Genomic DNA, 22,601 nt, shown 5'->3' on the forward strand with positions numbered 1-22,601 from the left:
CGCTGTTACTTCGCTTCTCTAAAAAAACAATTGACAAAGACCACTGGAAAAATATACAATATCTTTGATAAATAGAATAAAAGATTGGAGGGTTACGAAATGAGAGTAGTTATGATGAACAATAAATTAACTTCATATAAATATGTGACCCGACCAATGAATGGCCATTCTTGTATCTTTTTTTAATGTCTTTCATTTGCAGGTCACAAATAGTGACGTGCGCTCTATCTAGACTACCCGGTATCGTGCGACCACGCATGATGCCTTTTTTGCGTTTGTTCCGGGTTTTCTAGCTCGTAACAATAAATAAATTAATTGAAAGGGAGTGTTTTTAATGGAAAAGGAAAAGGTGATTCGAATGATTTTTTTGGATTGGATTGAAGGAGGCTAACGTTTTTAATTTATTGTAGACAATCAAAGGAGGAACCCATTTGTTCTCAGTTCTTAGAAAGTTAAGTTGGTTTTTTAAACAATATTGGAAACGTTATACAATTGCTGTTTCATTATTGATTATCGTTAGTTTCTTAGATGTGATTCCACCAAAGTTAATTGGGATGGCGATTGACGATATTCAATTTGGGCAGATGACAGGAGACCGTCTGCGTGAGATCCTGCTTTTTTATGGGGGACTTATTGTAGTTAGTTATGTCATTACCTATGTGTGGATGTATCAGTTATTCGGTGGGGCCTTTTTAATTGAACGGATACTAAGATTCCGCTTTATGCGACATTTGCTTTCAATGACACCGAGTTTTTATGAGAAAAATAGAACCGGAGATTTAATGGCGCGAGCAACGAATGATTTAAAGGCCATCTCCATGACGGCTGGTTTTGGGATTTTAACGTTAATTGACTCAACTATTTTTATGATCATAATCATCGCAGTAATGGGCTTTACGATCAGCTGGCAGCTAACACTTGCAGCTCTATTGCCTTTGCCGTTAATGGCACTTGCGATCAATTATTATGGTAAGTTGATTCATCAGCGTTTTACAGTCGCACAAAATGCCTTTGGAGATTTAAACGACAACGTTCTTGAATCCGTTGCCGGAGCAAGGGTCATTCGGGCCTATGTCCAAGAAAAAGCAGATGAAAGTCGTTTTAATGATGCCACAGAGGATGTTTTCAAGAAAAACATGGACGTGGCAAAAGTCGATGCTTTGTTTGAACCAACGATAAAAATTCTAGTTGGTTTAAGTTATGTCATCGGACTTGGGTACGGAGCTTATCTTGTTTTCTATCAAACCATTACACTAGGAGAATTAATTAGTTTTAACATTTATTTAGGAATGTTAATCTGGCCGATGTTTGCTGTTGGAGAGTTAATTAATGTACTTCAACGTGGAAACGCTTCATTAGATCGGGTAAATGAAACACTAACTTATGAAGCTGATGTTCAAGATCAAGAAGATCCGCTTCAAGTGAGCGTAGCCGAAACAATCTCTTTTACCAACGTTACATTCCGCTATCCAACTTCTACAACGGACAATTTAAAAGATGTCACGATGCATGTTCATAGAGGACAGACGATTGGTGTGGTAGGAAAAACAGGAAGCGGAAAGACGACGTTATTAAAACAATTGTTAAGGGAGTATCCAGTAGGAACCGGGTCGATCGCCATTTCGGATCATCCGCTTCAGTCCATTTCTGTTGACAAAGTTTTGTCTTGGATCGGTTATGTTCCGCAAGAGCAGATTCTCTTCTCACGTACAATTCGAGAAAATCTTTATTTTGGTAAAGAAGAAGTGAGTGATGAAGAGATAGATCGGGCTTTAGAGATGGCTGCGATCCACTTAGATTTAACCGTTTTACCAAAAGGGTTAGATACTCTTGTTGGTGAAAAAGGGGTCGCTTTATCTGGTGGTCAGAAACAACGTATTTCGATTGCTAGAGCACTGATTAAAGATCCTGAGATTCTTTTATTGGATGATGCGATGTCTGCTGTTGATGGCAAGACTGAAGCGAAAATCATCGAAAATATCCGTAAAGAAAGAGCCGGAAAAACGACCTTTATAACCGCTCACCGTCTCTCTGCTGTCCAACATGCCGATTGGATAGTTGTGATGGAAGAAGGCCGAATTGTAGAGGAAGGAACTCATGCTGAGCTTTTAGATAAAAAAGGTTGGTACAAAGAGCAATTTGACCGGCAACAGGCAGATTCCTACGGGGAGGTCAGCTAAATGAGAGAAAAGAATACGGCGAAACGACTTTTTCAATATGCTCTTTTATATAAACGAACGATTCTGATTGCTCTTGCGATGCTTGTGGTTGCAGTCGGGGCAGAATTAACAGGACCGATTATTGCTAAAAAGATGATTGATGAGCATATGATGGGAATTGAGACGCCTTGGGTTGAAGTGGTGAGTCAAGACGACAAAAGTGTTCAATATGAAGATCGTTTATATAAACGTACTTCGTATGTACAGGAGACAGATCGCATTGGAGAGGCTGAATTGCAACTTGTTCAAGTCGGTCGAGCTTTTTATGCCACTAGTGAGTATGTAGCTTTTGATGGAGAACGTTCAATCGAAGGTAATATCTTAACGATTTCACAGGGAGATAACACGGCAAGCTATGAAGTAAATCGCATAAGCCAGCAAGAGCTATTTGCGTTTTATGCACCAGCAATCAGGCCCATCATTCAACTTCTAGCTTTTTATGTTGGGTTACTCATTGTTGCAGCCTTTTTCCAATATGGAAAATCGTTGATGCTTCAAAAAGCAGCGAATCGGATTATCCAAAAAATGAGGACCGATGTCTTTGAACATATTCAGCGGGTACCGATTTCCTACTTTGACAATCGCCCTGCTGGCAAAATTGTCGCACGCGTCACCAATGATACGGAAGCGATTAGAGAATTGTATGTTAAAGTATTAGCCACTTTTTTCACAAGTATCATTTACATGTCAGGGATATTCATCGCCTTATTCTTCCTTGATGCTACGTTGGCTTTCATTACAATGTTAGTCGTTCCGATTATTGTCCTTTGGATGATTCTTTACCGGAAATTTGCATCAAAGTACAATCACTTGATTCGTACAAGAAACAGCGACATTAATGGAATGATTAATGAATCGATTCAAGGTATGCCGATCATTCGGTCATTTAGACGGAAAGAGCAAACGTCGAAGGAATTTGAAACGTTAAATGAAGAACATTTTATGTATCAAAATAAATTACTAAACTTGAATGCTCTAACCTCTCATAATTTAGTGTTTGTCCTTCGGAACATCGCTTTTGTTGTGCTTATTTGGTATTTTGCTGGGCAATCAATGACGGCAGCTGGAGTGGTCTCCATTGGATTACTTTATGCTTTTGTCGATTATTTAAATCGCTTATTCCAACCAGTGACGGATATCGTTAATCAGTTAGCCCAATTAGAACAAGCACGTGTGGCTTCAGAAAGAGTATTTGAACTTCTAGATGAAGAGGGAGAAGAGGTGAATATTGAACCACTTCCTAGATATGAAGGCAATGTGCGTTTTGATGGTGTATCCTTCTCTTATGATGGCAAGACTGATGTCTTAAAACATATTAGTCTAGAAGCAAACAAAGGAGAAACCGTGGCTCTAGTTGGTCATACTGGATCAGGTAAGAGTTCAATTATTAATCTTCTCTTCCGTTATTATGATATTGAAAGAGGGAAGATTACGATCGATGGAATGGATGCTAAGGATATCCCACGTCAACAACTTAGAAAACATATGGGTATCGTTCTTCAAGATCCATTCTTATTTACAGGAACGATTGAGTCCAATGTCAGTCTTGATAATCCGAATATATCAAAGGAGACTATTAAAAAGGCGTTGCAGGATGTAGGGGCTGACCGATTTATCGAAAAACTTCCTAATCAATATGAAGAAGAAGTTCTTGAAAAAGGAAGCACTTTATCTGCTGGTGAAAGACAGCTTATTTCTTTTGCACGTGCCTTAGCTTACGACCCAGCCATCTTAATCTTAGACGAAGCAACAGCTAACATCGACACCGAAACCGAAGCAATGATTCAACACGCTTTAAACATTGTCAAAGAAGGGAGAACCACATTTATTATTGCTCACCGTCTTTCTACGATTCGTAATGCCGACCAAATCCTAGTATTGGACCGCGGTGAAATTGTAGAGAGAGGAAGTCATGATGAACTGCTATCTCAAAAGGGTAAGTATTTTCAAATGTATCAACTGCAGCAAGGGAAGATCGTTGCGGAGGTTGGATAGGCCAAATTTATTTCGGTAATTTAGTAGCGGGGACATTCCCTGTTACTTTTTTTTGTTGGTAGCAGACAGTGAATTTTTAATCATTTATGTTAAAAGCAATGCTACTTGCTACGTTAATTATTAAATTCTAATATTACAATAGATATAAAGATTGTGAAGAAGTGTAATTAAAGTACGAGCACATTGTTTTGTAATCACTATGTAGTAACTTGTATTGGTAAATGTTTTGCGGACACAGGAGACCGACCTTATTTCAAAAAAATAGTTGATTTTTAAATGATCGGAATTACTTACGTTACTCCTCGTTGTTTTAAATTCTAAGAATGAGGGAAGTAAAAACGTAATCGAATGGGAACTAAGGAGGAGATCCTGTATGGAAAAGGATTATTCAACAAGACAAGGAAAAAAGGAAGTAAATAAATACAGGAAAAGACTATTTTTTAGAGTGGGCATTGTTCTTTCTTTACTCATTTTAGTTACTGGATTAGTAAGTAGCATTCAACTATATGGATTGGTTCAAAGTGCACCTGATATCGATGAAGAGACTTTTCATTTTGCAGAGTCATCAACGTTATATGATGAAAATGACGAAATCATTATGACTTTAAGTAATGGAGAAGACCGACAGTCCATAAAAGTTGAAGATATCCCACAACATGTACAAGATGCCTTTATCGCGATAGAAGATATTCGCTTTCGTGAGCATTCAGGTCTTGATCTAAAAAGAATTGGGGGAGCCGTTTTATCGAATATAACAAATGGATTCGGCTCAGAAGGTGGGAGTACGATTACTCAACAAGTAGTGAAAAATACGCTATTAACATCGGAGAAATCAATTGGAAGAAAAGTGAAAGAAGTCTATCTAGCTCTTGAGGTAGAGAAGGAATATACGAAGGATGAGATTCTCGAATTCTATTTAAATAAGATTTATTTTGGCAATGGTGCTTACGGGATTGTGAATGCTACAAATACATATTTTGACAAAGGCGTGGAGGAATTAACACTTGAAGAAGCCGCATTTTTAGCCGGACTTCCTCGGCGTCCTTCAAGTTATGATCCATATCAAAACGCTGACCTAGCAGAGGAACGACGAAATATAGTCCTTGGTGTCATGAACGAGCATGATTTTATAACTGATGAAGAATTTGAGAAGGCTAAAAGTGTTGCAATAGGAAAGATGGTGCAAGAGAAAAAAAGTGTAGAGGAGATATCAGATGCTTTTATGGACCAAGTGTATAAAGAACTCGAGAGCATAGAAGGGATAGATGCTTCGATGATCTATAGTGGTGGTCTAGAAATTTACACGACCTATGATAAAGAGGCACAAGAACATGTGGAGAAAGTGTTAAATTCAGATGAATTCGTCTCATACCCGGATGATCGCTTTCAAGCAGGAGTAGCTCTTATTGATCACCGAACGGGTGAAATTAAAGCGATAGGAGGTGGACGAAATCAAGAGTCTGGAAAGAACCGTCTAAATTATGGAACTAATATTCAACGTTCACCAGGTTCGACAATTAAACCGATCCTAAGTTATGGTCCTGCTATTGAACATTTTAAATGGTCAAGCTATCAACAAATTGAAGATGAAGAAATGACCTATTCAGGCTCGGACCAAGTGATACGAAATCACAATGATCAATACCACGGAATCATCTCGATTCGTGAAGCTTTAAAACAATCATGGAACATCCCGGCATTAAAAACGTTCAAGGAACTAGGACGTGAGCGAGCTAAAGAGTTTGCCTCTAACATAGGGTTATCGATTGAGGGTTCTCTTTATGAATCCTACGCGCTAGGATCATTTACTGAGGGAATATCACCTTTAGAACTTGCAGGTGCTTACTCAGCCTTTGCGAATGAAGGAACTTATAACGAGCCGCATGCAATTAGAAAAGTTGTATTTCCTGATGGAAAAGAAGTGACAATGCAGCCTAAATCAGTTGTTGCGATGAGTGATTACACGTCCTATATCGTAACGGATATGCTAAAAACGGTTGTTGAAGAAGGAACTGGACAACTGGCCAATATTGAAGGTATTGAAGTAGCAGGAAAAACAGGTACGACAAATTTCAATGATGAAACCAAACAGAAATATGTAATCTCAGAAGGAGTACCAGATGTGTGGTTTGCTGGTTACACAACTAATTATACAGCAGCTGTCTGGACCGGTTACCGACAAGTGAATGAAGACAACTACATTAAAACAAGAGAAGACAGACAAATCGCTCAACATATATTTAGAGAAGTGATGTCTGAAATGATCGATGAGAATACGGGTGATTTCACAAAACCCAATTCAGTTGAAGAAATTACGATTGATACAAAAAAGGGCGAAAGAGCATCAGGGAAATCTAATAACAAAGATATCGTAACGGAACTATTTGTTTCTGGTACAACGATTAAAGATGCGTACAAGCTTGTTGAAGAAGAATGGGAAAAGAAGCAATCAAGATCTAATAAAGAAGAAGAAAAGGAAAAGCAGACTCATTCACGACAGATTGAAAGAAGGGAAGAAGATCATACACCTGTGATAGAAAGTGAAGAGGATAAGGTAGAGGAGAAAGAAGAAGAAGATGAGAATGAAAAAAATGATGCTGAGGATGTGGAAGAAGAGAGCGAAGATAAAAAGGAAGATGACAAAGATAAAGGTAAGGATAAAGAGGATGGAGATGATGAAGATGAACAAATTGATGAAGAAGTAGAGGTTGAAGACAAAAAAGAAGAGGATGAAGAAGGGAGTTAAAACCGAGAATGTAAAGAACTTCAAGAAGCATTTTCTTAGATGAGAAATAGCCAGCAGTACTGTTATGATAAACAAAGACGAGATGGAGGAACATCTCGTCTTTTTCTTGTGCTTACTCCATTCGAATATGAGCCTGATAAAAAAAAGTCTGAGCTGTCTCTAAATAAGGAATCGCTTCATGCATCATTCCGCGTCCTTTTTCGATGTCTTTTGCTTCCATTACATCTAAGGCTTCAGCAAACATGACATGAAATTGTTCAATATCATGGTAGCTGTCCAAGAAAATGGCATGAATAGGAGTAAAGTGCCCTGGTACATTCTGAAACTCTTTGAAGCGCGTCGCTAATGCATACGTTGCATTATTTTCTGTACGAGCCGTTTCAATCCAGTCAGAACTTGTATCAAAGCTTTCTAAATGATCATTCAGGCTCAAAAAAGCGGCGTTTAAAGAAGACGTAATCTGTTTGATCTCGTCTTGATATTGGACAACTAATCCATCACGAACTTCAAGAATCTCTGGAGGATGCTCTTGTACATTTTGAGCTGTTATTCCATTTACATTAGCGGCCTCGTCCGTGAAAGGACCCATAATGATAACGATAAGGCCAAGGAGAAGAAGTCCGTAACCTAATGTAGCCAGGCCCATTTTCCAACCTGTTTTACTTCTATACCCCGGTAGTTTCATGATTGCCTCCTTATTTAAAGGGAAGATTTTTTATTAAGTGGTAAGGGTTAACAATACAGATTTTATTAGAATTTCAAAAAAATAAAGAAATATACGTGCTATTTATTGATTCCGTTATAGGTATGTCATGAAAAAAATTAAGAGTTTATGAAAAAATAGCCAGAAATATGAGTTCTCGGGATCGATTTGATGTTCACATGGATTCAGAATTAAGTTGTCCTATGCTGTTTATTAGCCCCTTAAGTTAGTTTGTTTAAAGAAGAATTCGCTAATTTTAAAAGAAAGAAAAATATGGAACGATCTATGAACCGACATGTTAAAAATTCATAATTAAAACACAGAATTCAAAAACAAAACAACAAAAAAATACATAACCAAAAATGTGAAATCGATAGACAAAATAAAAGGGGTGAGCAATAGTCGCTGCACAAAAATATATATGAAACACATCCACACATTGAATCAGTCATGATCGCGCATCCACCAAGTATGATGGCTTTTGCAGTAACTGAGGTGGAATTTGATATAAGAACAATACCTTTGTTTGCTTTGCAGGGGCTAGCCTTTTAATTGCTTTTGATCGTCTTGAAGTTGCGGAATAAAGTGCTAAAGCCTTTATCTTCACAACTGGTTTTGGTGAGATTTATCATATTGATGAAGATGAAGAAATAGAAGAATTGGAAGAAGCCTTTAATTTGTAGATAATGCTTTTAAGATAAGTTAAAAAGAATGCTAGATAGAGCAATGGATTTCTAGCGTTCTTTTTATTTTGTTATATTTGAGTAAAAAAGAGAATCAAAAAACAAATTTAAATGTATACAAAAGAAAACAGAAGTGTTATATTTAATTCAAATAAAAACAAACATCAATCGGAGGTAATTATGGTACAAAATCTATGGAATGAAGAAAAGTCTGCAACATTAACTGCTGGACTTAGTGAACTGGTATATCGTTCTAATTTAATAGGAACTGATCGCGCTGTTTGTAACTGGGGCGGCGGTAATACATCAATGAAAACGGTTGAAAAAGATTTCCGTGGTCGTGATATTGAAGTGATGTGGGTGAAAGGAAGTGGTTCTGATCTTGCAACCATGCAGGATCAGAACTTCACAGGTTTAAATCTTGAAGATATTCGTCCGTTAATTGAGCGTGATGAAATGCCAGATGAATTAATGGTAGAATACTTATCACATTGCATGATTGATAGCAAACATCCACGTGCATCAATCGAAACGTTGCTTCATGCATTTTTACCATTTAAGCATGTTGATCATACACATCCAGATGCGATTATCAGTCTTTGCTGTGCAGATAATGGAAAAGAATTGGCAAAAGAAATTTTTGGAGATCGTTTTGTTTGGGTTCCTTATGTTCGTCCAGGTTTCACTCTTTCCAAAATGATTGCTGAAGGCGTTCAAAATAATCCTAATGCAGACCTTGTATTAATGGAGAAACATGGTTTGGTCGTTTGGGGAGAAACAGCGAAAGAAAGCTATGACAAAACAATTTCTGTAATTAATGAAGCAGAAGAATATATTAACGAACGTATTGATGTGAACTTTACATTTGGTGGCAAAAAGTTTGACTCATTAACTGGAGAAGATCAAAAAAGCATTCTAGCAAAAGTGATGCCAGTTATTCGCGGGGCAGTAAGCGATGAAAAGAAAATGCTTTTAACTTATGATCATGCTGATGATGTACTAGAATTTGTGAACAGCCATGATGCAGCAGAGCTTTCTCAAGTTGGTGCAGCGTGCCCTGATCACTTAGTGCATACAAAGATGAAGCCTTTATACATTGATTGGGATCCATCTACAAAAGATGTTGAACAATTAATTGAAGCAATAAAAACAGGAGTTGAGCGTTTTAAAGAAGAATATAAAGCATACTTTGAGCGTAACAAAAATGAAGGCGACGTAATGTTCGAGCCTGCACCACGAGTCATTCTAATTCCTGGTATTGGAATGGTGAACTCTGGTAAAAATGTTGCAATGGCTAACGTAAGTGGTGCACTTTACCACCGTGCTATCGCTGTGATGAAAGGTTCAACTGCTCTTGGGAAATTTGTCTCATTAAACGAAAATGAATCTTATAATATTGAGTACTGGCCACTAGAACTTTACAAACTATCACTTGCACCTGCAGAAGCTGAGTTTTCTAGAAAGGTGGCTTTTGTAACAGGCGGAGCTGGTGGAATCGGTAGTGAGACTTGCCGTCAATTTGTGGCAGAAGGAGCACACGTTGTACTTGCTGACCTAAACCTAGAAGGTGCCGAGAAGGTGGCTGCTGAAATAAATGAGCAATATGGGGAGGGTCGCGCACTTGCGGTTAAAATGGATGTGACAAGTGAAGAGCAGGTACAAGCTGCCTTTGAACAAGCCGCATTAACATTCGGTGGTGTAGATATCATCGTTAATAACGCTGGTTTAGCAACATCAAGTCCTTTTGAGGAAACATCTCTTAAAGAATGGAACCTAAATATGAATGTGCTTGGAACAGGGTATTTCCTAGTTGCTCGCGAAGCATTTAAACAAATGAAAGATCAAGCCATTGGTGGAAGCATGGTCTTTATTGGATCAAAGAACTCCGTGTATGCAGGTAAGAATGCTTCTGCATATAGTTCGGTTAAGGCACTAGAAACTCATTTGGCAAGATGTATCGCTGCAGAAGGAGGCGAATTTGGGATTCGTGTGAATTCGGTTCTTCCAGATGCGGTTCTTCAAGGTTCAGCCATTTGGGGTTCAAGATGGCGTGAAGAGCGTGCAGCAGCATACGGAATTGAGCCAGAACAATTAGAAGATCACTATCGTAAACGTACGACGCTATTAGTGAATATCTATCCGAAAGATATTGCTGAATCCATTTTATTCTTCTCTTCTTCAAAAGCTGAGAAGACTACAGGTTGTATGATCACCGTTGACGGTGGTGTGCCTGCGGCATTCACTCGTTAATATTAACTATACAAAAAGGTGAAAATCTAACCTCGGTAGAGAAATGGATACTCCGGGGTTGGATGTTTTATGTATAAAGAGAGTTGCGCTTACAGGGGGGGGCCATATGAAGAATCATTGCCTGGCTGTTGATATTGGAGCTTCAAGTGGAAGACTTATTCTAGGTGATTTACATGAAGGGACATTACATTTAGAGGAAATTCATCGCTTTGAAAACCAAATCATTGAGAAAAAGGGACATTATTGTTGGGATGTTGAGGCATTATTTGCTGAGATAAAGGCAGGGATAAAAAAGTGCAACGATTTTGGTGTTCAGCCAGTTAGCATTGGAATTGATACATGGGCTGTTGATTTTGTCTTACTTGATGAACACGATCAGCCGTTAACAGAGGCGATTTCTTACCGTGATCCTCGTACAGACGGCATCATGGAGGAAGTAGTAGATCTACTGATGGAGGAACGCTTGTATTTAGAAACAGGTATCCAATTTCAAAAGTTCAATACAATCTATCAATTATATGCATTAAAGAAACAGAACCCAGAAGTATTAGAAAAAGCAAAATCATTTTTGATGATTCCGGATTATCTGCACTATTTATTAACCGGCGAAAAAGCGAATGAGTATACAAATGCAACATCGACACAACTCATCAATGCCTTTACAAAGAAGTGGGATAAAGAGATTATTGATACATTAGGTTTGAATTTTGAGATGTTTCAAGAGATTAAAATGCCAAAAGAAACACTCGGTAGTTTGAGAAGTAAATTAGTGGAGGAATTTGGTTTTGATATGGACGTCATTTTACCCGCTACTCATGATACTGGTTCAGCTGTCCTCGCAGTACCTGAACTCGAGGATACGATTTATATCAGTTCTGGAACATGGTCGCTAATTGGTGTTGAAAATCATTTTCCCATTTGTGTAACGAAAGCACTGGATTATAATTTTACAAACGAAGGCGGTATGGATTATCAATTTCGCTTCCTAAAAAACATTATGGGTCTTTGGATGATTCAAGAGGTAAGAAGGAATTACAATAACCAGTATACATTTGCAGAACTAGTTGAGTTGTCTCAGGACGTTTCTTTATTTAATTCCACCGTGAATGTGGACGATCAGCGATTTTTAAAACCAGATAATATGATAGAAGAAATTCAACAATACTGCCAAGAAACAAATCAGCAGATTCCTGAACAACCGGGCGAAATCGCTAAATGTGTGTTTGAAAGTCTCGCCAACAGTTATCAAAAGGCAGTTTCTGAATTAGAAGATATTTTTGAAAAAGTATTTAACACTGTAAATGTCATAGGCGGCGGTTGTCAGAACGAGTTATTGAATCAATTAATTGCCAATGTAACTCAAAAAGAGGTGTATGCTGGTCCTGTTGAAGCAACTGCGATCGGGAACCTTGTTGTACAGTTGATTGCATTAGGTGAAATTAAGGACATTGAAAAGGCAAGACATATAATCAAACAATCCTTTGAAGTGAAGAAATACGTATATTCTAATGGGAATCCATTTTGTATAGGCTAAGCGATGAAATATTACTTGAATCATTTGAAAAAGCCTTTGAATTAGAGTTAAATGATGATTTTCTTCTTCTTTTATCACAAGAGGTAGGCAGAAGAGGAATTCAGGATTTGTTGAAATTTGATTATAGTAAATGTCAGAAAAAAGAAGATAAATAAATGTCTACAAGGAGGCTAATCATGAGCGTCAGAAATCAGTTCGACCTAGCAAAAAAGGAATATGAACAGTGGGGAATTAATGTTGAAGAAGTTTTTGAAAAATTAAAGAATGTTCCAATCTCTGTTCATTGTTGGCAAGGTGATGATGTAAGTGGATTTGAAGTAAATAAAGGTGAATTATCTGGTGGAATCGATGTGACCGGTAACTACCCAGGGAAAGCGACGACTCCTGACGAGCTTCGTATGGATTTAGAAAAGGCTCTTTCTCTTATTCCAGGTAAGCATCGTATTAATTTACATGCGATTTATGCTGAGACAAACGGAGAAGTAGTTGAACGAGATCAGTTAGAACCGAAGCATTTTGAAAAATGGGTATCATGGGCAAAAGAACATGGTCTTGGTTTAGATTTTAACCCGACGTTATTCTCACACGAAAAAGCTGCAGATGGATTGACACTTACTCACCCTGATCCAGAAATCCGAAAGTTCTGGATTGATCATTGTATTTCTAGTAGAAAAATTGGAGAGTATTTCGGGAAAGAATTAGGAACACCTTGTTTGACAAATATTTGGATTCCTGATGGATATAAGGATACTCCGAGTGATCGACTTACACCGAGGAAACGCTTGAAAGAATCTCTTGATGAGATTTTTGCAGTAGAGTTGGACGAATCTTACAATCTAGATGCAGTAGAAAGTAAATTATTCGGAATTGGTTCGGAATCATTTGTAGTAGGTTCGCATGAATTTTACTTAAGTTATGCATTAAAAAACAACAAGCTTTGCTTGTTAGATACAGGGCATTACCACCCGACAGAAACCGTTTCTAACAAAATTTCAGCGATGCTTTTATTTAATGATAAGGTTGCCTTACATGTCTCCAGACCTGTACGTTGGGATAGTGATCACGTCGTCACGTTTGATGACGAATTAAAAGAAATTGCCCTAGAAATCGTTCGCAATGATGCTCTTGATCAAGTAATGATCGGACTTGATTTCTTTGATGCAAGTATTAACCGTATCGCTGCATGGACCATTGGGACCCGTAATATGGTAAAGGCATTATTGTTTGCAATGCTCATGCCAAATCAACAATTAAAAGAACTACAAGAGAACGGTGATTACACGAAAAGACTCGCTCTCCTTGAAGAATTTAAAACGTACCCATTCGGAGCAATCTGGAATTATTATTGTGAACAAATGAATGTTCCAGTAAAAGAACTGTGGTTAGAAGAGGTTTCAGAGTATGAAGAAAAAGTTCTTTCTAATAGAAAATAGGACCTAGTTGCAGTCAGGCTTATAGTGAAATAAATTTGCCTGGGTGCATTTTTCCTTTTATATAATAAAAATGGTATATTTAATTCAAAAGCTAAAGATTATTCTTGAAACAATATAAAACAAAGGTTTACACACGAGTGTTTTCGGAGGTGACGAAATGCTAGTAGCTGAAAGGCATGAAAAAATCACTCAGCTTGTCAATGAAAAAAGAAGTATCCGCGTTACTGAATTAAGTCAAATTTTTAGTGTGACGGAAGAGACTATCCGTCGTGATTTAGAGAAGCTTGAAAGTGAGGGGAAATTACAGCGAAGCCATGGCGGTGCAGTTAGTATTAAAGAAAATGAAATTGAGGCCCCGTACTTCGAAAGAGAAATACAAAATGTGAAAGAAAAATTGGCCGTAGCAGAGGAAGCAATCAAGTATGTAGCAACAAATGATCGAATCATTTTAGATGCGAGCACAACTGCCTGGTATATGGCAAAAAGATTGCCAGATATGCCCTTAACTGTATTAACAAACTCAATGAAAGTAGCAATGGAATTAGCGAACAGAGAAAAAATATCTGTCATTACAGTAGGTGGGACGATGTTACAGAAGTCTCTATCCTTTGTTGGGCCACAAACGAATAATGCACTAGAATATTATCATGTTAACAAGGCGTTTATTTCTTGCCAAGGGATTCATGCGAAACGAGGAATAAGTGATTCAAATGAAATGCAGGCACTTGTTAAACAGAAAATGATCGAAATATCTGATGAAGTCTATTTGTTAGCTGATCATACTAAATTTGATAAACAAGCATTTTCACGTGTAGCGACTATAAATACGATTACCTATATTATAACAGATTCTAAGACAGATCAGGACCAAATAGAAGCTTTCGAAGAAATGTCTATAAGGGTCATTCGTCCTTAATGGTTGTTTTAAAAACGCAATTCCTTGTAGTTCTTAAAATCGAGGATGTGGAATAGTCTCCTTTAAAATTCACGTACAATAAGTTATATCATGTGATTCGTAAAGAATGGGAGTTTACTAGTCTTCTCGGTAAAACGTGCTTCAGCTTCGGGGGGCTTAATTATGATTTATGAAGTCCTCTTCCTTTATTAGAAAAAAGAAAGTTTCGGTAATACATAAAAAAGAACGTATAGTTCGCATACTCAGAAGCAAACAGTATAGTGATGAACATTTTTAAATTTAATAAAAAGATTACTTATATTGTTAAATATAAAACTAATTCATAAGTTTTTCATATATAAAGTTACACATTTAAAGGATATAGTGGATCTATAAAGAATAATTTAATATATCCAAGAAATAGAAAAGTGAAAAACTACTTACATGAGGTGAATATTGTGCAAAATAGTGATCTGAAAAGCACGGAACAGACAACAAATGAGAAAGCGGTTTCAGTTACATATTCAAGGACGAATCCTTTTCAAGCGGAAGTTCTTAAAACTGTAAATTTGAATGGACCTGGCTCTAATAAAGAAACCCGGCACATCGAATTATCTTTAAATGGTTCGAACCTTTCATATGTTCCTGGTGATTGTCTTGGGATCTTTCCTGAAAATGATCCAGAGCTGGTGGCTACACTTCTTACGGAAATGAAATGGGATTCAGAAGAAAGCGTAACAATTAATAAAAAGGGGGATAGTCTTCCTCTAGGCGAAGCTTTGACAACGTACTTTGAAATTACTTTATTAACGAAAAAGATTATGCAGCAAGCGGCGCAATTTACAGAAAATGAGGAAATTCAAAAGCTTGTATTACCGGAGAATAAAGATCAACTAAAAGAATATATAGAAGGACGCGATTTGCTCGATCTTATACGTGACTTTGGGCCATTAAATGGATCAGCTCAAGATATTGTTTCTCTTTTAAGAAAAATGCCGCCACGCCTATATTCGATTGCGAGCAGCTTAACAGCACACCCAGATGAAGTACACTTGACAATTGGTGCTGTACGATACGAAACGAATGGACGTGAAAGAAAAGGGGTATGTTCTGTACAATGTGCAGAACGTGTTGACCAAGGAGATACACTCCCAGTATTCATTCAACAAAATAAACACTTCTTTCTACCAGAATCCACAGAACGAGACATTATAATGGTAGGCCCAGGAACAGGAATTGCTCCATTCCGTTCTTTCATTCAAGAACGAGCAGTGAATGAAGGAGCAGGTAAATCTTGGTTGTTTTTTGGGGACCGGCATTCGGCGACTGATTTTCTGTACCAAGATGAGCTAGAAAGATATCAAAACGATGGAGTTCTAACAAAATTAGATGTTGCATTCTCACGTGATACGGAAAAGAAAGTGTACGTACAGCATAAGATGCTTGAGAACAGCAACGAATTGTTTGCTTGGTTAGAAGCTGGAGCATATTTCTACGTGTGTGGAGATAAACAATATATGGCTAAAGACGTCCATAACGCGCTTATTGACATTATTGAAACAGAAGGCGATATGAGCCGCGAAGCAGCGGAAGAGTATCTAACAGAAATGCAAAAGCAAAAACGTTACCAGCGTGATGTATATTAAATGAAATCTAACCATAAAGAGACAGGAATTTTCCTGTCTCTTTATGTGCTTTTAGACATGTGCACAATCTTTAGGACGTCTAGCGCGACCTATGATCTGAAAGAAAGTCGGTGACAAATCTCGCTTCAGGAAAAAGTCTCGATGAATGAATCTATTCAGGCACCATTCACCCTTGTAAAAAAACACAACTGTCCAAATTACAATTCGGTGATTACATATATTCGGATTCTACAATGAGATATTTAATTCTCTGTATTCTGTACACATGATCCATTCGTTGTCTTCATTGAGCTAATCACAAGCTTGTTATAATATAAAGGTGCCTGACCAAATAAGATTAATGTTAAAATGGTCAGGCACCTATTCAAATCATATGCAAGCTTTATATTCTCTCATGATATTGTTGATGATTGTCTTAACTGGTAGAATATCTTTAATTTCATGTACTCTTGCACCTGCAAAAACTAGGCCATTCTCGCAATCTCCATTCTTAGATGTAATCAAAGAATCTAGCGTACAAAAACGATAAGAACAATTCTTCAAGCAATCCATGCACTTCTTAATTTTCACCTTTTTATCATCTGAAATAAGTTCAGTGAAATGGTTTTTAATTGCACGGCCCTCGAGACCAACAGTTGTTTTTACCAAAAGTGTGTCTTCATATTTCGCATGTACATATTTTTCTTTAAATGATAACGGTGCATCACACTCTTCACTAGCAACAAACCTTGTTCCCATTTGGACCCCAGAAGCACCCAGATTTAATGCGCGTGCGAGATCTTCTCCAGTCATAATCCCTCCAGCAGCAATGACTGGAATCTTAACCGCTGTAACCACTTCCGGCAATATATCAAACAAAGGTCTATTAGTACCTAGGTGCCCACCAGCTTCATGGCCCTCTACAACAACTGCGGAAGCACCAAGACGTTCTGATAGCTTAGCAAGTTTCGCTGAAGACACAATCGAGATGACGGGAATGTCAGCTTCTTTGCCCCAAGCATACATATCTCTTGAAATTCCAGCGCCTGATATGATGAAATCAACTTTTTCTTCAATGGCGGCTTTCATCTTTTCAGCAAAGTCATTCATGGAGAAGAGAACGTTTACCCCAATATATCCTGAATTGTTTATGTTCTCCTTAGTCTTCCTTATATGTGACCTCAATTCATTGACTGTAATCCCTGTCCCTGAGATAATCCCAATTCCTCCTGCGTTTGCAACTGCAGATGCGAGCCGACTTAATGAAATTCCTACACCCATGCCACCTTGAATGATTGGAACCTTTGGCAACATATGACCGATTTTTAATTGTGGAAAGTTCAAAAATACACCCCATTTCACATATTTATTAAGTTTGACCTTAATATCTCTTAATAGTAACAATAGGGTCTTCAAACAACTGTGACCTAATTAACACCTACTCCTAAAAGTTGATATAAGTTTTTCTTTGCCACACAATGGTCAAATTTTTAGTCCGTATCATTTTCGAGAGAGCGCCATTTCTCATTGCAACTATATAATAACTTTGGTTTTATAAAATTTATTAGGTGTTTTTAAATAGTTCTAAATTATGTGATTCCAATCACATGTTCTTAATTGTTTCTCTGGTAATCTTGTAAAAAAGGAGGTTTTCAGTTATGACCCAATTTTGTGAACTAGCAGGGAATGAATCAGTAAAGTTATGTCCGCCTCTTCAAAGACTCAAAAGCGAACATGTACCTTTAAGAGCACAAATGAAAAATTTATATGAATTGTCTGTATCAATTGAAAAAGAAAAAGAGATGGGGAGAATGAAAGATAAGTTATGGCAACTTCGAAATGGAGTCATCGAGTTCGTTACTCTCTTAGATCCTCATTCTGAAAAGGAGGAAGGAGTGTTATTTCCGATGGTGGCCAATTACATTGGAAAAGATGTAGGTCCGATATATGTGATGGAATATGAGCACGATCAAGCAAAAGGCAACTTACGAAAGTTTCTAGAGGAAACCATTCATGTAGAAAAATGCCTCAACAGTATCGTAATACTTGAAATGGCAGAATTCTATAACCAAGCTTACCATGTATTACAAGGACATTTTTTGAAGGAAGAAGAAATTTTATTTCCAATGGCAGAAAAACTACTAACTAGTGAAGAGAAAATAAAATTGGAGAATCAAATAGGTACCATTTAATAATTTGGTGAACATGGCTTACTCGTCCGTGTTCCCTTTTTTTCTAAATGCAAAAATTCATGATTTAGTGAGATGACGAGTCTTAGATCTATGAACTAAAAGATCCTGCTAGTCACGTGATGTATCTCACATCCCAACATCATACACAAGCCTATAATGGAGATGAATTGAATGGAGGGATTGTATGTTTAACCGTGATTTTAATGAAAATCCATTTATCGTTATTTGGGAATTAACTAGAGCATGCGAATTAAAGTGTCTTCACTGTCGAGCGGAGGCTCAGCACCACCGTCATCCTCTTGAACTGACATTTGAAGAAGGAAAAAAACTTATTAATGACATATATGAAATGGATAACCCGATGCTTGTGTTTACGGGAGGGGACCCACTAATGCGTCCTGATGTATATGAGATTGCTGAATATGCGGTTAAAAAAGGGATCCGTGTCTCGATGACACCAAGTGCAACCCCAAACGTTACGAAAGAAGCGATTCAAAAGGCAAAAGACGTTGGACTTGCTAGATGGGCGTTTAGTTTGGACGGACCTACATCTGCCATTCACGACCATTTTAGAGGTACGGAAGGTTCGTTTAAGTTAACAATGAATGCAATCCGTCATCTGCATAGATTGGAAATCCCTATTCAAATTAATACCGTGATTTCTAGATATAACGTTGATGCGCTTGATGAAATGGCTAAATTAGTAGAAGACTTGAATTGCGTGCTTTGGAGCGTATTTTTCCTCGTACCAATAGGGCGTGGGAAGGAAAACGATATGATTTCACCAGTAGAGCATGAACAGGTGTTTCGCTGGCTTCATCAATTGAGTAAAAAAGTTTCTTTTGATATTAAAACAACCGCCGCTCAGCATTATCGACGTGTCGTTATTCAACAGAAAATGAGAGAAAATCCCACTCCTGATCAAGCGATTCGCTATCAGGATGCATTGATGAAAGGGATGACTGGCCCATTTGATGGACTTGGTCGCGCACCAAAAGGAGTCAATGATGGTAACGGCTTTGTCTTTATCTCACACATAGGAGATGTCTATCCAAGTGGATTGCTGCCTGTTAAAGCTGGAAATGTTCGCACAACGCCATTAGCTGATATCTATCGCGATTCACCTATTTTTAAAGATTTACGTAATCCTGATAAATATAAAGGCAAGTGTGGTGTCTGTGAATTTCGATATGTTTGCGGAGGATCACGGTCTAGAGCCTATGCAATGACTGGGGATTACATGGAAAGTGAACCATACTGTGTATACATCCCAAAATCAATGAGAAAACAGAATAAAGAAAAAGTAAGACATGAACAATAGCGTTCATGTCTTACTTTTTGTGAAGAAACATTAGAAAAAAGGATCGTTTCATAAGACGATCCTTTTAAGAATGAATATCTGATTAAATGACTACCTTTTTGAGTCAGAACTTACACTTGCGCAACTGCTCGTGGGAACAGTACATTGTTTTCTAAATGAATGTGTTGGAACAGATCAGCCTCCAGGTCCTCAAGCCGTTGATAGACTAAACGATAAGTACCGCATGCTCCCTCTGGAGGAGTAAAATCATTTGTAATGTCACGAAGTTCTTTTAAAATATTACCGGCGTTGCTATGTTCAGATTCTAATTCATCAACGACCTTTTGCAATTTCTTATAGTTTTCCTCAGTCCTGTTTTGCTCAACTTCTAAAATGAGAGGGAAATCTTCCGTTTCCTCTTTAATTAAATGCTGTTCTAACTCAACCCGCAATTCATGAAATAATCGATGGATTTGAGCTAAATGAGGTTGTCCTGCCCCATGAACACGTAATACTTTTGTGACGTATGGACTTAATTGAGGTAGCTCTTCATTAATGTAGCGATGATGTTTATTGATAATGTAATCGATTAATTCACTATACGATGCGCGTTCCCACTCGATTCTTGATTCATTTAATGCGGTTGTTTCCTGATAAAGTGTATTTAGCTTTGTTAATACTTCATCTGCTGATAAACTTCTCTCATGAATGGCTTCTATAAGCGGACGGTTACCTCCGCAGCAAAAGTCGATACGATAAGATTTAAAAAGGTCACTTGCTTTTGGAAATTTCGTTACGATTTCACCTACAACAGATGTTTCAGTAAATGTTCGTTCCATTTCAATTCCTCCATGTGATTCAATTTTGGATCTAAATAAAGGATAACAACGAATCATCGTTTACGTAGTGATTTAGATCACTTAATAGTAGTGAATAATAATTTTCAAATAGACTAGTTTAGAAACAATCGCGCTTCTTAAGCTAACTATGATATGAATCACAGTGTTCTTTTGGGTGTTTTACTACAATTGAATGAAGAGTATAACTTGATGAGTAAGGGGTTTTAATATGAAAATAGCAATGATTAAAAAACATCTACAGGGAGTATCTCTCTTTAAGGAGCTTTCAGAAGAAGAAATTCAACCGATCGTCGATATCTCTCAATTACGGACTTATTCGGCAAGATCATTTGTATTTATGCAGGGTGAACCACTTGATCGAGTATTTTTTATCCATTCTGGCAAGGTGAAAATTCACAAAACGGATCTGTCAGGTAAAGAACAAATTGTGTCCATCCTCGAAGCTGGAGATATGTTTCCGCACGCTGGTTTTTTCCGGAAAGGGAACTTCCCAGCACATGCTGAGATCCTTGAGACCTCAGAGTTAATTGTTATTCCAGTTGGGCAGTTTGAGTCAATCCTTCTTAGATATCCTGAACTCTGTATTAAAATGTTCAAAGTTTTAGGAGAAAAAATCGTGGATCTTCAAAATCGATTAGAGGAAAAAATTCTTCGTGACACATATGAACAAATTGTGATGTTATTCCTTCGCTTATGTAAATCAAATGGTGAGCAAGTCGACGGAAAATATAGACTTACAACCCATTTTACCAATCGAGAACTAGCCAATATGATTGGAACATCGAGAGAAACGATAAACCGTACTATTAATCGGTTACGGAAGAAAGAACTGATTGATACGGATGAAGAGGGTTATTTCCTTATCAGTTTAAAAAAATTGCAAGATGAAATTATATAAATTCACGAGCCTCCTCACTGATACCGTGTGATTCGACTCACAAACCAATCAAAATCTTTTTGTTACAGTGTGACTGAGGATTTAATTAGTAGTTGAGAAGGAGTGAAGTAAATGAGTAAAAAAATAGTTGATCAAGTCTATGAAATGTTGAAAGAAGTAAATGATCCAGAGCTTGGAATTGATATTGTGAATTTGGGACTTATTTATGAAGTGGATGTAGATGAAGGCAATAATGCTTCGATCAAAATGACGATGACTTCAATGGGCTGCCCGATGGCAGGAGAAATCATTGCTGATTTGAAAACAAGAATTTCTAAAATGGAGGAGATCAATGACATTCAAGTCGATGTCGTCTGGAGTCCGCCTTGGTCAAAAGACCGGTTGTCCCGCTATGCAAAAATGGCACTTGGTGTTCCAAGTTAAAATAAAAGTTATTTTTATGCGCTGTTCTAACTGGGGGCAGGGCCTTTAAAAATAGGATTTAGGCTGAGGAATGGGTGTGTGAAAAACAATTAAGAGCACCTTTCTAATAGGCAGATCTCACTGAAAAATAAAGATTTCAATTAAGAATACGCTGATAAAGTTTTTACAACTATGGTACAGTTTCAAAAAAATGAATGGTGTGTGATATGAATCACCGAATTTGCACAACAGGTTTGCTAGGGTAAAGGCAGTCACCTAAAACTTTATGAAGGGGAGAAGAATAGAACGTTCAATTGGTTTTATGTAAACACTTATACTAGATCCATATCGTTAAAAGAGACGGATTAAAAAAGGAGAATGCAAAAAATGAAAAAATTATTCATTACTGGAGTATCCATCTTGTTAATCGGTTCTTTAGTGGCATGCGCAGGCAGTAGTGATGAACCTGCGACAACTAAAAGCGAAGAGGCTTCAACAATTGAAAGTGGTAGCACGATAGTATTGGAGGCATCTAATTGGAAGTTTGATCAGGAAGAATATAAAGTTTCAGCTGGAGAAGTAACCATCCAATTAAAGAACGTAGAAGGATATCATGGAGTAGAAATTGAAGGTGCAGATCTAAAAATCGATGGAGATGGTGAACAAACAGTAACTCTAGCAGCTGGAGAATATATTATTTATTGCTCTATCCCTTGTGGTGGGGATCACGACAAAATGACAGCAAAACTGATTGTAGAGTAAAAAAAGTACATATAGACTTCTACGCAAGAACCTTCTTTCGCAAAAGTCCTTTCTTATTACGAAATAATTTTTATAAGGGAAGAATATTACTTGCTAGGAAAGAG

At 37.5% G+C, this 22,601-nt stretch carries 17 protein-coding genes; 14 read left to right on the forward strand and 3 right to left on the reverse strand.

Annotation, left to right across the window (positions count from 1 at the left end; all coding sequences use genetic code 11):
* The first annotated feature begins 431 nt into the window (after positions 1 to 431).
* The 3 genes from PQ474_RS02295 (at position 432) to PQ474_RS02305 (ending at position 6,960) form a co-directional block, all read left to right on the forward strand.
* Complete coding sequence (locus PQ474_RS02295) at positions 432 to 2,180, forward strand: ABC transporter ATP-binding protein (RefSeq protein WP_273840203.1); 1,749 nt, start codon at positions 432 to 434, stop codon at positions 2,178 to 2,180.
* Positions 2,181 to 4,214: an ABC transporter ATP-binding protein gene (locus PQ474_RS02300; protein WP_273840204.1), complete on the forward strand. Its 2,034-nt coding sequence runs from the start codon at positions 2,181 to 2,183 to the stop codon at positions 4,212 to 4,214.
* A gap of 373 nt (positions 4,215 to 4,587) precedes the next feature.
* Entirely contained in the window at positions 4,588 to 6,960 is a 2,373-nt protein-coding gene (locus PQ474_RS02305; protein WP_273840205.1) for a transglycosylase domain-containing protein, read from the forward strand.
* A gap of 112 nt (positions 6,961 to 7,072) precedes the next feature.
* On the opposite strand, the gene PQ474_RS02310 is transcribed toward PQ474_RS02305, so the two are convergent.
* Positions 7,073 to 7,645 carry a hypothetical protein gene (locus PQ474_RS02310; RefSeq protein ID WP_273840206.1) on the reverse strand — a complete coding sequence of 191 codons (573 nt, stop codon included), beginning with the start codon at positions 7,643 to 7,645 and terminating at the stop codon, positions 7,073 to 7,075.
* 881 nt (positions 7,646 to 8,526) lie between these two features.
* Here PQ474_RS02310 and PQ474_RS02315 point away from each other — a divergent pair.
* From PQ474_RS02315 to PQ474_RS02340, 6 genes are all read left to right on the forward strand, one after another.
* Entirely contained in the window at positions 8,527 to 10,596 is a 2,070-nt protein-coding gene (locus PQ474_RS02315; RefSeq protein ID WP_390185985.1) for a bifunctional aldolase/short-chain dehydrogenase, read from the forward strand.
* A 106-nt stretch (positions 10,597 to 10,702) separates the two neighbouring features.
* The gene (gene rhaB / locus PQ474_RS02320; protein ID WP_273840209.1) at positions 10,703 to 12,130 is read left to right on the forward strand and encodes a rhamnulokinase; all 1,428 of its coding nucleotides are present in this window, start codon (positions 10,703 to 10,705) and stop codon (positions 12,128 to 12,130) included.
* On the forward strand, positions 12,118 to 12,285 hold the full coding sequence (sda, locus tag PQ474_RS02325; RefSeq protein WP_273840211.1) for a sporulation histidine kinase inhibitor Sda: 168 nt from the start codon (positions 12,118 to 12,120) through the stop codon (positions 12,283 to 12,285). The genes rhaB and sda overlap by 13 nt, the downstream gene beginning before the upstream one ends.
* Positions 12,286 to 12,306: 21 nt before the next feature.
* Positions 12,307 to 13,563, forward strand: coding sequence for an L-rhamnose isomerase (rhaA, locus tag PQ474_RS02330; protein WP_273840212.1), 1,257 nt, complete (start codon positions 12,307 to 12,309; stop codon positions 13,561 to 13,563).
* A 157-nt stretch (positions 13,564 to 13,720) separates the two neighbouring features.
* Positions 13,721 to 14,479, forward strand: coding sequence for a DeoR/GlpR family DNA-binding transcription regulator (locus PQ474_RS02335; RefSeq protein WP_273840213.1), 759 nt, complete (start codon positions 13,721 to 13,723; stop codon positions 14,477 to 14,479).
* A gap of 437 nt (positions 14,480 to 14,916) precedes the next feature.
* Positions 14,917 to 16,104 carry a sulfite reductase subunit alpha gene (locus PQ474_RS02340; RefSeq protein WP_390185982.1) on the forward strand — a complete coding sequence of 396 codons (1,188 nt, stop codon included), beginning with the start codon at positions 14,917 to 14,919 and terminating at the stop codon, positions 16,102 to 16,104.
* 369 nt (positions 16,105 to 16,473) lie between these two features.
* Here PQ474_RS02340 and PQ474_RS02345 read toward each other — a convergent pair whose 3' ends face one another.
* Entirely contained in the window at positions 16,474 to 17,445 is a 972-nt protein-coding gene (locus PQ474_RS02345; protein WP_273840310.1) for an NAD(P)H-dependent flavin oxidoreductase, read from the reverse strand.
* Between the two features lie 296 nt (positions 17,446 to 17,741).
* On the opposite strand from PQ474_RS02345, the gene PQ474_RS02350 reads away from it, so the two are divergent.
* Positions 17,742 to 18,275 (forward strand): hemerythrin domain-containing protein, encoded by a 534-nt coding sequence (locus PQ474_RS02350; protein WP_273840215.1) that lies wholly within the window; start codon positions 17,742 to 17,744, stop codon positions 18,273 to 18,275.
* 184 nt (positions 18,276 to 18,459) lie between these two features.
* Positions 18,460 to 19,596, forward strand: coding sequence for a TIGR04053 family radical SAM/SPASM domain-containing protein (locus PQ474_RS02355; protein WP_273840216.1), 1,137 nt, complete (start codon positions 18,460 to 18,462; stop codon positions 19,594 to 19,596).
* A 110-nt stretch (positions 19,597 to 19,706) separates the two neighbouring features.
* Here PQ474_RS02355 and ric read toward each other — a convergent pair whose 3' ends face one another.
* Entirely contained in the window at positions 19,707 to 20,414 is a 708-nt protein-coding gene (ric, locus tag PQ474_RS02360; protein WP_273840217.1) for an iron-sulfur cluster repair di-iron protein, read from the reverse strand.
* A 229-nt stretch (positions 20,415 to 20,643) separates the two neighbouring features.
* Here ric and PQ474_RS02365 point away from each other — a divergent pair, with 229 nt between their 5' ends.
* The 3 genes from PQ474_RS02365 to PQ474_RS02375 all read left to right on the forward strand — a co-directional run bounded on the left by PQ474_RS02365 (position 20,644) and on the right by PQ474_RS02375 (position 22,497).
* Positions 20,644 to 21,333, forward strand: a complete 690-nt coding sequence (locus PQ474_RS02365) for a Crp/Fnr family transcriptional regulator (protein ID WP_273840219.1) — start codon at positions 20,644 to 20,646, stop codon at positions 21,331 to 21,333.
* A 111-nt stretch (positions 21,334 to 21,444) separates the two neighbouring features.
* Positions 21,445 to 21,756, forward strand: a complete 312-nt coding sequence (locus tag PQ474_RS02370) for a metal-sulfur cluster assembly factor (RefSeq protein WP_273840221.1) — start codon at positions 21,445 to 21,447, stop codon at positions 21,754 to 21,756.
* Between the two features lie 366 nt (positions 21,757 to 22,122).
* Positions 22,123 to 22,497, forward strand: coding sequence for a cupredoxin domain-containing protein (locus PQ474_RS02375; RefSeq protein WP_273840223.1), 375 nt, complete (start codon positions 22,123 to 22,125; stop codon positions 22,495 to 22,497).
* Positions 22,498 to 22,601 lie beyond the last annotated feature (104 nt).

Source organism: Halalkalibacter alkalisediminis, from assembly GCF_028610705.1.
GTDB lineage: Bacteria > Bacillota > Bacilli > Bacillales > Bacillaceae_D > Halalkalibacter > Halalkalibacter alkalisediminis.

Excerpts from the sequence above, each read along its gene's own strand:
- PQ474_RS02375 (WP_273840223.1), top strand. The coding sequence starts at position 22,123 with ATGAAAAAATTATTCATTACTGGAGTATCCATCTTGTTAATCGGTTCT.
- PQ474_RS02310 (WP_273840206.1), bottom strand. The coding sequence starts at position 7,645 with ATGAAACTACCGGGGTATAGAAGTAAAACAGGTTGGAAAATGGGCCTG.
- PQ474_RS02315 (WP_390185985.1), top strand. The coding sequence starts at position 8,527 with ATGGTACAAAATCTATGGAATGAAGAAAAGTCTGCAACATTAACTGCT.
- PQ474_RS02370 (WP_273840221.1), top strand. The coding sequence starts at position 21,445 with ATGAGTAAAAAAATAGTTGATCAAGTCTATGAAATGTTGAAAGAAGTA.
- PQ474_RS02300 (WP_273840204.1), top strand. The coding sequence starts at position 2,181 with ATGAGAGAAAAGAATACGGCGAAACGACTTTTTCAATATGCTCTTTTA.
- ric (WP_273840217.1), bottom strand. The coding sequence starts at position 20,414 with ATGGAACGAACATTTACTGAAACATCTGTTGTAGGTGAAATCGTAACG.
- PQ474_RS02355 (WP_273840216.1), top strand. The coding sequence starts at position 18,460 with ATGTTTAACCGTGATTTTAATGAAAATCCATTTATCGTTATTTGGGAA.
- PQ474_RS02350 (WP_273840215.1), top strand. The coding sequence starts at position 17,742 with ATGACCCAATTTTGTGAACTAGCAGGGAATGAATCAGTAAAGTTATGT.
- PQ474_RS02305 (WP_273840205.1), top strand. The coding sequence starts at position 4,588 with ATGGAAAAGGATTATTCAACAAGACAAGGAAAAAAGGAAGTAAATAAA.
- rhaB (WP_273840209.1), top strand. The coding sequence starts at position 10,703 with ATGAAGAATCATTGCCTGGCTGTTGATATTGGAGCTTCAAGTGGAAGA.
- PQ474_RS02335 (WP_273840213.1), top strand. The coding sequence starts at position 13,721 with ATGCTAGTAGCTGAAAGGCATGAAAAAATCACTCAGCTTGTCAATGAA.
- rhaA (WP_273840212.1), top strand. The coding sequence starts at position 12,307 with ATGAGCGTCAGAAATCAGTTCGACCTAGCAAAAAAGGAATATGAACAG.
- PQ474_RS02365 (WP_273840219.1), top strand. The coding sequence starts at position 20,644 with ATGAAAATAGCAATGATTAAAAAACATCTACAGGGAGTATCTCTCTTT.